We start from the raw sequence: 13,167 nt of genomic DNA, 5'->3' as shown, positions 1-13,167 counted from the left end.
GCCTCGGCGCACCTGTCAATTCCGGTGCGTCGCACCAAAGTTCTATCCACGCGCGGCCTCGAGTAGTCACAGCGCGGCGTCCACGTCATTTCGGGCCCAGCCGTCCTAGCCACGCGCGGCCTCCATAATGGCGGTGTCCACGTCGCGGCCGGCCTTCTCGGCCTCGGAGATGGCCAGCAGGACCTTCTTGTAGTCCCGCGGCATGACCTTCACGAAATGCGTCACCTGCTGCGACCAGTCGCTCAGGATGGCGTCGGCCACGGCCGAACCGGTCTGCTCGCGGTGCCGGGCGACGACATCGTGCAGCCAGGTGAAATCGTCACCGGACAGCGGCTCGATCTCGTCGGCCTGCTCGGGCGAGACGTTCTTCTCGAAGGTCCCGTGCGGGTTGTACAGGTAGGCGACGCCGCCGGACATACCCGCGCCGAAGTTGCGCCCGGTCTCACCGAGGATGACGACCCGGCCGCCGGTCATGTACTCACAACCGTGATCGCCGACGCCCTCCACGACCGCGGTCGCACCGGAGTTGCGCACCGCGAACCGCTCGCCAACGACACCGCGGATGAACGCCTCACCACTGGTCGCGCCGAACAGGATCACGTTGCCGGCGATGATGTTGTCCTCGGCGACGAACTCGCCCGGTGCGTTCAGCGGCGGCCGCACGATCAGGTGACCGCCCGAAAGCCCCTTGCCCACATAGTCGTTCGCGTCGCCGAACACCCTCAGGGTGATACCCGCCGGGACGAACGCGCCGAAGCTGTTGCCCGCCGAACCGGTGAACGTGATGTCGATGGTGTCGTCGGGCAGGCCCGCGCCGCCGTACAGCTTGGTCACCTCGTGGCCGAGCATGGTGCCGACGGTCCGGTTGACGTTCGTGATCCGGGTCTCGAACTTGACCGGCTTGCCGCGCTCGAGCGCATCGGCCGACTCGGCGATGAGCTGGTTGTCCAGCGCCCGGTCCAGACCGTGGTCCTGGCCCTTGGTGTTGCGCCGGTCCTGGTACATGAACGCGGTCTCGACGTCGTCGAGGATCGGCGACAGGTCGAGCTTGGCGGCCTTCCAGTGCTCCTTGGCCCTCGTGGTGTCGAGCAGGTCGACCCGGCCGATGGCCTCGTCGAGGGTGCGGAAGCCCAGCGAGGCCAGGTATTCGCGCACCTCCTCGGCGATGTACAGCATGAAGTTCTCGACGAATTCCGGCTTGCCCGTGAACCTTTCGCGCAGCACCGGATTCTGCGTCGCGACACCGACCGGGCAGGTGTCCAGATGGCACACGCGCATCATGATGCAGCCCGAGACCACCAGCGGCGCGGTGGCGAAACCGAACTCCTCGGCGCCGAGCAGCGCGGCGATCATGACGTCGCGGCCGGTCTTCATCTGACCGTCCACCTGCACCACGATGCGGTCGCGCAGGCCGTTGAGCAGCAGCGTCTGCTGGGTCTCGGCCAAGCCGAGCTCCCAGGGGCCGCCCGCGTGCTTGAGCGAGGTCAGCGGCGAGGCGCCGGTACCGCCGTCGTGGCCGGAGATCAGCACGACATCGGCATGCGCCTTGGACACACCCGCGGCCACCGTGCCGACACCCGGCTCGGCGACAAGTTTCACGTGAATCCGAGCCTGCGGATTCGCGTTCTTCAGATCGTGGATCAGCTGTGCCAGATCCTCGATCGAGTAGATGTCGTGATGCGGCGGCGGCGAGATCAGCCCGACGCCCGGCGTCGAATGCCGCACCTCGGCGACCCACGGGTACACCTTGTGCGCGGGCAACTGACCGCCCTCGCCGGGCTTGGCGCCCTGGGCCATCTTGATCTGGATGTCGGTGCAGTTGCTCAGGTAGTGCGCGGTGACGCCGAAACGTCCCGAGGCCACCTGCTTGATCGCACTGCGCCGCCAGTCACCGCTCTCCTCCGGCTCGAAGCGGGCCGGCGACTCGCCGCCCTCACCCGAGTTGGAGCGTCCGCCCAGGCGGTTCATCGCGATCGCGAGCGTCTCGTGCGCCTCGGCGGAGATCGAGCCGTAGCTCATCGCGCCGGTGGAGAACCGCTTGACGATCTCGGTGGCCGGTTCGACCAGATCGATCGGAATCGGATTGCGCTCGTCGCCACGGAATTTGAACAGACCGCGCAGCGAGGCCAGCCGCTCGGACTGATCGTCGACCAGCTTGGTGTATTCCTTGAAGACCTTGTACTGACCGCTCCGGGTCGCGTGCTGCAGCTTGAACACCGTGTCCGGGTTGAACAGGTGGTACTCGCCCTCACGCCGCCACTGGTACTCGCCGCTGATCTCGAGTTCGCGATGCGCGCGCTCGTTGTGGTTCTCCAGGAAGGCGATCCGGTGCCGCTCGGCGACCTCACCGGCGATCTCGTCCAGGCCGATACCGTCCAGCGGGGACTTCAGTCCGGTGAAGTACCGGTCGCACAGCTCCTGCGACAGGCCGACGACCTGGAACAGCTGCGCGCCGCGGTAGGAGGCGATGGTGGAGATGCCCATCTTGGACATCACCTTCAGCACGCCCTTACCGGCCGCCTTGTTGTAGTTCCGCACCGCCGCGTCGTAGTCGTCGCAGACCACACCGGCGCTGCCGGGCATGTTCAGCGCGCCGCGCTCGATCATGTCCTCGATCGACTCGAACACCATGTACGGGTTGATCGCGGCCGCGCCGAAGCCGACCAGCAGAGCCATGTGGTGCACCTCGCGCGCGTCACCGGCCTCCACGACCAGCCCGACCTTGGTGCGGGTGCGCTCGCGCACCAGATGGTGATGCACCGACGCGGTGAGCAGCAGCGACGGGATCGGCGCGAGCTTCTCGTTGGACTCGCGATCGGACAGCACGATGATCCGCGCGCCGCCCGCGATGGCCGCCGAGACCTGCTCGTTGATCGCCTGCAGCGATTTGCGCAGGCCCTTGCCGCCCTTGCGGACCGGGTACAGGCCGTGCACGACCACCGACCGCAGCCCGGGCCGCGATCCGTCGTCGTTGATGTGTACGAGCTTGGACAGCTCGTCGTTGTCCAGGATCGGCTGGGGCAGCGTGATCTGCCGACAGGACTCCGGTCCGGGATGCAGCAGATCGGACTCGGGTCCGATCATGCTGCGCAGGCTGGTCACGACCTCCTCGCGGATCGCGTCCAGCGGCGGGTTGGTGACCTGCGCGAACAGCTGCGAGAAGTAGTCGAACAGCAGCCTCGGCCGGGCGGAGAGCACCGCGATCGGGGTGTCGGTGCCCATCGAGCCGAGCGCCTCGCCGCCGGTGGTGGCCATCGGCGAGATGAGGATGTTCAGATCCTCGGTGCTGTACCCGAATATCTGCTGCCGGATCTTGACCCGGTCGTGCACCATGTGCTCGTGCTGGCGCTCGGGCAGATCGGACAGCTTGATCGGGCCCGCGTTCTCCGCGTCGCCGTCGAGCCATTCCTGATACGGATGTTCGGTGGCCAGCTGGGTCTTGACCTCGTCGTCATCGATGATGCGGCCCTGGGAGGTGTCCACCAGGAACATCCGGCCCGGCTGCAGGCGCGCCTTCTTGACCACCTTGGACGGCTCGATATCGAGCACGCCGACCTCGGAGGCCATCACGACCAGGCCGTCGTCGGTCACCCAGATGCGCGAGGGGCGCAGGCCGTTGCGGTCGAGCACCGCGCCGACCACGGTGCCGTCGGTGAAGCACACCGAGGCCGGGCCGTCCCACGCCTCCATCAGGAAGGAGTGGTAGCGGTAGAACGCGCGACGCGCCGGATCCATCGCCTCCTGACGTTCCCACGCCTCGGGAATCATCATCAGCACGGCGTGCGGCAGGCTGCGCCCGCCCAGGTGCAGCAGCTCCAGCACTTCGTCGAAGCGCGCGGTGTCCGATGCGCCCGGCGTGCAGACCGGGAAGATCTTCTCCAGCCGGTTGCGGCCCTGGCTGTCGACGCCGAAGACCTCGGACTTGATCAGCGACTCGCGGGCGCGCATCCAGTTCTCGTTACCGGTGACGGTGTTGATCTCACCGTTGTGCGCGACGCGGCGGTACGGGTGTGCCAGCGGCCAGGACGGGAAGGTGTTGGTGGAGAAGCGCGAGTGCACGATGCCCAGCGCCGATTCCACCCGATCGTCCTGCAGATCCAGGTAGAACGCCCGCAGCTGCGGGGTGGTGAACATGCCCTTGTAGACGAAGGTCTGCGCGGAAAGGCTCGGGAAGTAGACGGTCTCGCGCCCGACCGAGCCCTCGCCCGCGCCGGACTGGCCCAGCTCGTGCTCGATCCGCTTGCGCACGACGTAGGCGCGGCGGTCCAGGTCCATGCCGGAGAGCTGCTCGGCGGAGTCCTTGGGCGAGGCGATGAACAACTGCCGGAACGTCGGCATGGCGTCGCGGGCCAGTGCGCCGAGCGAGGTCTCATCGATCGGCACCTCGCGCCAGCCCAGCACCGCCAGGCCCTCTTCCTTGACGATGCGCTCCACGCCGTAGCAGGCGCGGGCGGCCTCGCGGCGGGCCTGCGGGAGGAAGGCGATACCGGAGGCGTAGGAGCCTTCCGGCGGCAGCTCGAAGGATGCGCCGTTCTCCGCCAGCACGGCCCGGAAGAACTTGTCCGGGAGCTGGATCAGGATGCCCGCGCCGTCACCGCTGTTGGGTTCGGCGCCGGCGGCACCGCGGTGCTCCAGGTTCAGCAACGCCGTAATAGCCTTGTCGACGATGTCGCGGCTGCGGCGGCCGTGCATGTCGACGACGAACGCGACGCCGCAGGCGTCGTGTTCGTTCGCCGGGTCGTACAGACCGATGGGTCCAGGTGACCTGTGGCCAGGTAGTTGCGTCATGCCTCTGCCTTCAAAATCAGGCCTTCGAAGAAATATGGCCTTCGTCGAACGCCTCCGTCTAGACTGCGCCCCGGAGGGGTCCGTCAGACCAGCGACGCTGATGGTCGTACCGTGCAGTCAACTCTCCAGTTGTCCACCCGCTCCGGTTCCGTAGTCGGGTGCTCGGCGGTTGCGGAGCCCTTCCGTGTTCCACTCGCCGCGCCCGTGGTCGCCCGACCGGTCCGGCTGTGCGGACCGAGGGTCTCCACGACCATCGGTTCGTGACCGAATCGGGCGATTCAACCGGGCATTTCGTGCCCAGCGTAAGAGCAAACGATAAGTCAGGACCCGTGCCCAACCAACTTAGGTTCCACTAAGAACAGCGTCTACCTGGGCTTCTCCATTGGTCCTCCACTAACTACGCGTTCTCCAGTGTAAAGCAGAGATCGGTGATCGCTCAGTCGTGTATGCCACTGTTGCCCGTTGCGCCCGGACCGCGCACGCGCAGCCCGCAAGTAGGCTGCTAGGTGCCCTCTAACCTGCATCGATAAGGAATTCCCAGGCTCGCGTCCGGACAAACCGACTGTTATGCGGCTAACTTTCCGGACACACGGCGGAGATGTCTCGGACACGGAGACTACGAGCCATTGCAATGTTCAGACCGTACGGTCTGATTCGCAATCTCACATTTTGGCATACGCTCAGCAAACCGCGCGTGTTGGGTATGTCACACTGCGGCCACATCGGAATGGGCCTTGACGGCGGGATTCGCCGCGGATGCCTCACCCGCACACCGAAGCGGCGGCACGTACCAACGCCGCCTGATGCAGGGCATCCGAACGCCCACCGGCGAATACCCCGAACACTCCTGTCGAGAGTTGTTCGGCACAGTTCGGTCCGCGCAATTCCGCCCGCCGCTGCGCGAGCTGCCGCAGGATCTGCGCGTTCACCCGATCGATGATCGGCCGGACCGCGCCCAGATCCGGCGAGGTCCGCGGCGCCGAGCCCGGATCGAGCCGCCACCGCGCGAGCAGGCCGCGCTGCACCATCTTGTTGGCCTCGATCTGCCCGGCGAAGACCTGCCGCACCCAGTCCTCCGGCAGTCCCAGCGCGGCTCCCGCGCGGCTCATCGAGTCGTAGACCTGCTGTTCGCGGATCGGATCGTCGATCGCCGGATACTGCCCCCGCGCGCCCACCCATTTGGCCGCGATCACGGCGTCGGCGGTGTTCAGACGCTCGAGCAACAGATCGATCAGCGGATCGGGGCTCGCCGGGGCGGCATCGGCGGGGGCCTGAGCGCGAGCGGCCGAGACCGCCGGATCGATCGTCATGGGTACCACCTCGAGCGACATCAGCCCGATCGCGGCCGCCATCATCAACACGGACGTACGCACCTGGAACACTCCTGACGGGCTGTTGTGCGGAAATGCGAACGTGTGCCGCCCGCATCTCGCCATCGCGGAGACGAGCGCCACATCACCACGGTACGAGCGAGTATCGGATTTCCGATGCGAATCTTCGTTTCCCCGGCCGAGATTCGCGTCTGCCGCGTCGGCACTGTGAGGATGGCCACAACCTGCGGACGCGACTCGGCGCGAGCGCCGTCGGCCTGTCACGCTGGAGCCGATTCGTGCGACCGGATCCGCTCACCCGGCCGTCTTCTCGCCCCACCGACCTGCGGCGACCACGAATACCGACGACTTCGCCGAATGCGAACCGCCTGGGATGCAGAGGATGTGAGATCCCTTGACCAGCCCCCACATCTCGGAACCGATCGATCACGACCCGACGGACTCGGCCACGGTCGAAGCCCGGACGGCCGCTTCGGACCGACAGGACAGCACAACCTCGATCAGGTCCACCGGGACGAACAGCCGAGGCGCGGTAGGCATCCGTGCACTGCGTGACCGGACCATCAGCCTGCTGACCTGGCTCGGCGGCGCGGGGACGGGAGTCGCCGACGATCACGAACGATCCGGATACGCGGTGACCGGCGCGATGGCGCTGCTGTTCGCCGCGATATCGGGCACGGTCGTCGCGCTGGCCTCAGCGGCGGCGCAGTGGGCCGCGATCGTCGTGATCATCGTCGCGATGCTCGCGGCGCTGCTGATCGGCACGATCTCGCGGGCCCTGGCGACCGCGCCGCTGCCCGGCCGCGACGGTTCGCGAATTCGCTTCGGCGGTGAGCTGATCGGCCGCGTCGCCGTCGCCGTGCTGGCGGGTGTGGTCGTCGCCGAACTCGCGAGCACCGTCCTGCTCGGCGGCACGATCGATCACCGCCTGGACGACAACGCCAGGCGCGAGGCGGAATCCGCGGCCACTGTCATCACCGCTCGAAATGCTCTGGACCAGGCCGAATCCGACCGCGACGCGCTGAATCGCACGATCACCGGCGCGCAGTCGGACATCCAGCAGGCCCTGATCATCGCTCGCTGCGAATACAACCCGACCCCGGAATGCCCGCAGAACATGATCACCGGCGTGCCCGGTCAGGGCCCGGAGACCCGCACCGACAACAGCATGCTCGACGACGCCCGCGCCCGTCTCGCCGCCGCGCAGTCCCAGGTGCGGCCCACGCAGGATCGCCTCACTCAGCGGCAGCAGGCCCTGGATCAGGCCCGCACCGCCGCCTTCCGAACCGGTGATCGCGGTCTCGGCGCACGCTGGATCGCGTTGAACGGCTACACCTTCGGACATGCGGGCGCCTTCCTGCTGCGCCTGGCGGCCCTGGTGATCACCGTGGCCCTGGCCCTGCTGCCGCTGCTGTCACGGTGGTGGCGCGGGGAGACCTCCTTCGACCGCCGCGTCTCGGCGCGGGCCGCCGCCGATCGTGCCGAGCAGGATGCCGAGGCCGTTATCGCGGTCAAACGCGCCGAGGTCCGCGCCGAATCCGAAAAGCTGCGCGCCGACCAGGAATTGGCGAGTGCGCGCCTGGCCGTCCACGCCGACACCGTCATCGATCGCGAGAATCAGCGCCGACGCGTCATCGCCTCGATCGGCGCGGTGGAAATCGGCGTCACCGCACCCCAGCAGCGCGCCGTCGCCGAATTCGAAGCGCTGGCGGAACTTCCGGCCAGCCCGACGTCGAACTCCGAGGGGGACACCATGTCTCAGCCGTCGAACCTCCCCGCCCCGCTACCGCACAACGCGGTCGCCCCCGCATCCGGTGGCCTGGAACTCCCCATCATCGGCACCGTCCCCTTCACCGACACCGCCGCCCGCTGGATCCGCCCCCTGGTCCCCTCTTTCGTCACCGACGCCATCGACACCGCCACCCACCCCCTGCGCACAGTGCGCCAGGTATTCGAGGAAACCGAAGAAATAACCTTCACCCTCCGCCGCACCCGCAAGGTAACCATCGACTCCTCGGACTCCAACCCCCAACTCCCCACCACCGTCGTAGATTCCACCCCCCAGCCCCCAGCTCCTCGAGCCGACCGCCTACCCTCTGTCACCGGCGCCGTCACCCCCGCCGAACTCGACCCTCGGACTTCCCGCCAACTTCCCCCGAGCTCTCGCTAGCCTTGTAAACCTGAACTGCCACAACACTTCTCGGGCAACAATCCGTGCACTGCGACGTCCCGTCCGTCTGACGGTGTGCGCCAACGATGCTCGTTGCGACGATAATCGGACAGCGCTTCGACAATCGAGAGCCTGGATCCGGAACAGCCACGAAGCCGATCCGACTTCCGCGATTCCCTGAGGCTCCGAATCCGCTGATCACCATGGCGCACTCCTTGCCCTGGAATTCGTGTACCGCCGGACCGGCGTAGCCGATCTCGGTCCGCGATGTGGGCGGCATAGGGATTTCCTATGGTCGCTACTGAAATTTGGTCTTTGTCTTCGGTTCCTTTCCGGACTTACCGTGAAATGGTTCGACGAGACACCCACCGTGAAAATCCGAATATTCGCGACGGGCCATATTCATCTTTTTCGGTCGAACGGACGACTATGCGATCGAGAGGATCCGTGGCATGACCACAATCGAGAACGGTTCGGGGACGAAACAACTCGCGGGAAAGCGGGCCCTGGTGACGGGTGGTTCTCGTGGGATCGGGGCGGCCGTGGTGCGGCAATTGCTGAACGCGGGAGCCGAGGTGCTCACCACGGCGCGATCAGCGACGAATTCGGTGCCGGAAGGGGCCGGTTTCGTGGCGGCCGATGTGCGGACCCGGGCCGGGGCCGAGGCACTCGCCGAAGCCGCGCGGGAAATACTGGGCGGGGTGGACATTCTGGTTCACAACGCCGGCGGTGCGCGGCCTTTTCCGGGGAGTTCGAGCATTCCCGACGAGGAGTGGCGCGATGCGCTGGATCTGAACCTGCTGGCCGCGGTTCGTCTGGACGCGCTTCTCACACCGGAGATGCGCGAACGGCATTCGGGAATGATCGTGCACATATCCTCGGCCGTGGTGCCCGCGCCGGTAGCGCCATTTCTGCACTACACGGCCGCGAAGGCGGCGCTGGAGAATTACAGCCGTGGGCTGTCGGCCGAATTGGCGCCCTTCGGAATTCGGGTCAACACCGTCTCCCCCGGTAAGACCGCGACCCCGGGCGGCGAGCAGACGCGCGAGCAATGGGCCCGCATCGCCCCCGGTCAGAGCGACACGTCCGGCGTGCCGCTGGGCCGCGACGGCCGCCCCGACGATATCGCCGACGCGGTGCTGTTCCTCCTGTCCGACCGCGCCAGCTGGCTGACCGGAAGCAGTCTCGTCGTGGACGGCGGCGAATTCCACCGATAGCGCGTCATCGAACAAGAAAGAACGCAGGAATTCCGACATGGGCAGATACAGCGATAAGAACGTGGTGATCACCGGCGGCTGGCCGACCGCGCCGAGCACGAATTCAGCACGTTCCAAGCACTTTTCGTCAATGCGGGGATCGCGCGGGCCACATCCCTCGAGGAGACCACCGAGCAGGAGTACGACGAACTGTTCGCGATCAACGTCAAGGGCGCGTTCTTCACCGTGCAGAAGCTCGCCCCACTGCTGAGAACGGGCGCGGGCATCGTCCTGACCACCTCGAACGCGAACGTCACAGGCCTTCCGTCGACCAGCGTGTACTCGGCGGGCAAGGCGGCCGTGCGCTCGATGGCGCGCACTCTCGCCGCCGATCCGCTCCCGCGCCGCATCCGTGTCAACGCGATCGGCCCCGGCCCCGTCGACACGGGAATTCTGGAGAACGGCGTGTCCGAGGAGGCCGCCGCGCGATTCAAGGCTCCGGTGGTCGCCGCCAATCCCATGCGACGTTTCGGAACATCCGACGAAATTGCCAGGGCAGCAACATTTCTCGCCTTCGAGGCTACCTACACCACCGGCGCGGAACTCGTCGTGGACGGAGGCGCGACCCAACTCTGAACCACACCGACCCCGGCGACGCTACTTTCCACCGGTCCGGACGCCCGGGCGATCCGGCCCGTCGCCGGTCCCATGCGGTTGCTTAACCCGAACAGCGATGTCCAGCAACAGTTCCCGATACTCCTCGGGCGCCTCCGCGACAACATTGTGCCCGGTGGGAAGCGTGTGGGTACGCCACTTCGGGTCGTCGCGCAACCGCTCGTACACCTCCGTGAACGGCGTGCCCTCCCACCCGGACAGATAGATGTATTCGCGCGGAATGTCCTCCCGCGCACGACCATCCAGCCGAATCCGCTGAAGGAACGAGGCGAGCGGATGGCTGGTCGCGCGCGGGTCGGCCCCGGGGCCCGGCGGCACGGCGAAACCGTCCGCGGCGGCCCCCTCGAGGAACCTCCGCCGGTACATCTCGGAGGTGAGCTCGAAGCAGGACTGACCGTCCTCGGGGACATAGGCATCGGAGTACACCAGCGCCGCCACCCGTTCGGGGGCACGATCGGCCACGCCGGTGATCACCATGCCGCCGTAGCTGTGCCCGACCAGGATCGCGTCGTCGATCCGCTCGTACTCGAGCACCGCGCGGACGTCCTCGATATGGGTGTCCAAATTCGTTGCTGCCGTGAGCAAGTGGTTGCGTTCACCGACTCCGGTGAGGCTCACCGCGTAGGCGTCGTGTCCGTGTCGGCGCAATTCGGATGCCAGCTCGGAGTACCACCATCCGCCGAACCAGCCGCCGTGCACGAGTACGAAGGTCATGGCTCATCCGACACGGGCGGGGCCGCGGTTATTCCCGTGCTCGACAACGGCGCTCGAAGAGGCGCGCAGCACGTCTTCGGGGACGGCTCGGCACCAGTCCTCGCGCAGCAGAAGTTCCAGCAATGCCCGCTCCGCGGGGCCGGGATCGCGCCGGACCGCGGCGACGACGGGCTGGGATACGACCGGCGACACCGGGCGCGCGAGATGGCAGTATCCGTGCGGCACAGCGGAAGCCGGGACGAGCGTGACCCCCATCCCGTGCGAGGCCCAGCGCACGGCCGTCGCCGCCTGGGATACCCGCGCGACCGTCATCGGGGCGATTTCGTTGTCCCGCAACGCGTCTCGCAGCACACCGTCCAGCGCACCGTCCCGATCGAACCGCACCCACGGTTCCCCCTCGAGCTCCCGCAGGTCGACCCGTTCCGCCGCGAGCAGCCGGTGGCCCTCACCGAGCACCACGACGAATTCCTCGTCACCGAGGTGGTGAGCCTGCGCCGCACCCTCCTCACACGGCGCGGCCACCAGCACCAGATCCAGTACACCCCGTCGCCCGAGGCGTTCCAGCTCGGCCGGATTCGGCTCCTCGAACACGGTCACCTCCAACCGGGGAAACCGGTTGCGCAAAGCCCCCAGCGCCCGTGGCAACTGCTGCGTGCCCAACCCCATCTGCACCGCGACCAGCAATTCTCCCTCGAGCTCGTCGGCAGCCGCCCGCGCCGTGGCCCGCGCCCGCCGCGATGCACTCACCGCGACCTGCGCCTCCCGCAGAAACGCCCGCCCGACCACGGTCGGCACCAGCCCCGTTGGCGTACGCGCGAACAACTGCACCCCGAGCTCCCGCTCCAACCCCCGAATTTGCTGGGACATCGACGGTTGTGCGACATGCAACAACTCCGCCGCCGCCGTCACCGACCCCGTCTCCGCAACAGCCAGGGCGTATTCGTACTGACGAAGCGTCATCGGCCCAGCACCTTCCCACGATGGACCGAAATCCACCCGCTGAAATCAGGTAATCGTCGTAACCAAGTGATACAACGCGAACCCACCCCGCATTCCTGCACCAGACGCGGCATCACCCTCGCCGCACCCTGACAGGATCTCGAGTTGTGCGTTCAGACTCGTCCACGGATACCCGAACCTGGTCGACCGAAGGCGTCAGCAGGCGAATCCTGCCCGCACTCGAGCCGATACGAACGATGGCCCGGATCGCTCGAACGGAGGATGACAGCTACATCGGGGTCCAGTTCGACCCCCTATCGTCGACAGCTCGATCGACGCCTGTCCGGCCTCTTGTCCAGGTGGATCGGAATCCTGAAATGTGTAGTCATGGCAAAGGACGCCGCAACCCGTGCAGCCCGAGACGAACAACTGGGCGCTGCCCTCGTCGAGTTGGATCCACTTCCTTTCGACGAAGCCGCCGCCATTCGCTGCGGCTCTCTGGTCGCTCTGACGATCGCGGCGGAGCGTGACCCACGCCCGCGACGGATGGATTTGCTGATCCCGCGATCGCTTCGGCACGGTCCCTGCCGCTGTTCACCCGAAATGTCGTGGATTTCCGCGGCTTGGACGACACGGTGGAGATCGTTCCGCTCTGATCGGCATTCGTTTTGCGGTTCACTGGTCGGGTGATCGATTTCGACGTGGTTCGCGTGTTCTGTGGCCCCGGCGGGCAATTCGGGAACGAGCTGGGGGTGATTCGGGACGGGTCGGTGGTCCCGGCGGATGCCGGGCGGCTCGAGGTGGCGCGGGAGCTGGGATTCAGCGAGACGGTATTTCTCGATGACGCCGCGCGAGGTGTCATGGATATCTGGACGCCGTCGATGCGGCTGCCGTTCGCGGGGCATCCGTGTGTCGGGACGGCCTGGCTGCTCGACGCGGCCGAACTCGTGACCAGGTCAGGGCGGGTCGGGGTGCGGCACGACGGCGAATTCACCTGGATCACAGCACGTCCCGAGTGGGCGCCTACGCGCACGCTGCGCCGATACGATTCCGCCGCCGCGGTGGACGCGCTCGAGGTGCCGCCGCCGGGTGCGTGGATCTACGCGTGGGCCTGGCAGGACGAGGCGGCCGGGCGGGTCCGGGCGCGCGCGTTCCCGGGGCGCGGTGACGCCATCGATGAGGACGAGGCGACCGGCGCGGCCGCGATCCAGCTCACCGCGGCTCTGGGACGGTCGCTGACCATCACGCAGGGCCGCGGATCGCAGATCATGACCGATCCGCGGCCGGACGGCTGGATCGAGGTCGGCGGCCGGGTTTGGCAGCACGCCAGGCGATGACGGCCGCCGCGCCCAAG

The 13,167-nt window shown here is 67.1% G+C and carries 8 protein-coding genes; 4 read left to right on the top strand and 4 right to left on the bottom strand.

From position 1 onward, the window contains the following. Positions 1-105: 105 nt before the first annotated feature. Complete coding sequence (gene gltB, locus NM2_RS02875) at positions 106-4,788, bottom strand: glutamate synthase large subunit (RefSeq protein WP_067663548.1); 4,683 nt, start codon at positions 4,786-4,788, stop codon at positions 106-108. Positions 4,789-5,549: 761 nt separating this feature from the next. Continuing rightward, positions 5,550-6,161, bottom strand: a complete 612-nt coding sequence (gene aroQ / locus NM2_RS02870) for a gamma subclass chorismate mutase AroQ (protein WP_169816091.1) — start codon at positions 6,159-6,161, stop codon at positions 5,550-5,552. 352 nt (positions 6,162-6,513) lie between these two features. Here aroQ and NM2_RS02865 point away from each other — a divergent pair, with 352 nt between their 5' ends. The 3 genes from NM2_RS02865 to NM2_RS02855 all read left to right on the top strand — a co-directional run bounded on the left by NM2_RS02865 (position 6,514) and on the right by NM2_RS02855 (position 10,121). Next, positions 6,514-8,289, top strand: coding sequence for a DUF4407 domain-containing protein (locus tag NM2_RS02865; protein WP_245717808.1), 1,776 nt, complete (start codon positions 6,514-6,516; stop codon positions 8,287-8,289). Positions 8,290-8,741: 452 nt separating this feature from the next. After that, complete coding sequence (locus tag NM2_RS02860) at positions 8,742-9,506, top strand: oxidoreductase (protein WP_067663545.1); 765 nt, start codon at positions 8,742-8,744, stop codon at positions 9,504-9,506. 78 nt (positions 9,507-9,584) lie between these two features. Continuing rightward, positions 9,585-10,121 carry an SDR family oxidoreductase gene (locus tag NM2_RS02855; protein ID WP_084530416.1) on the top strand — a complete coding sequence of 179 codons (537 nt, stop codon included), beginning with the start codon at positions 9,585-9,587 and terminating at the stop codon, positions 10,119-10,121. 21 nt (positions 10,122-10,142) lie between these two features. Here the strand turns inward: NM2_RS02855 and NM2_RS02850 are convergent, their stop codons facing one another. Both NM2_RS02850 and NM2_RS02845 read right to left on the bottom strand, forming a co-directional pair. Next, positions 10,143-10,874 (bottom strand): alpha/beta fold hydrolase, encoded by a 732-nt coding sequence (locus tag NM2_RS02850; RefSeq protein WP_067663542.1) that lies wholly within the window; start codon positions 10,872-10,874, stop codon positions 10,143-10,145. 3 nt (positions 10,875-10,877) lie between these two features. Continuing rightward, complete coding sequence (locus NM2_RS02845; protein ID WP_067663539.1) at positions 10,878-11,834, bottom strand: LysR family transcriptional regulator; 957 nt, start codon at positions 11,832-11,834, stop codon at positions 10,878-10,880. A 665-nt stretch (positions 11,835-12,499) separates the two neighbouring features. Between NM2_RS02845 and NM2_RS02840 the strand changes: the two genes are divergently transcribed. Next, positions 12,500-13,150, top strand: a complete 651-nt coding sequence (locus NM2_RS02840; protein WP_067663536.1) for a PhzF family phenazine biosynthesis protein — start codon at positions 12,500-12,502, stop codon at positions 13,148-13,150. Positions 13,151-13,167: the final 17 nt, after the last annotated feature.

Origin of the sequence: Nocardia miyunensis NBRC 108239 (genome assembly GCF_001613065.1) — a bacterium.
Classification (GTDB): Bacteria; Actinomycetota; Actinomycetes; order Mycobacteriales; family Mycobacteriaceae; genus Nocardia; species Nocardia miyunensis.
This window is presented reverse-complemented; position numbering and strand designations above follow the sequence as displayed.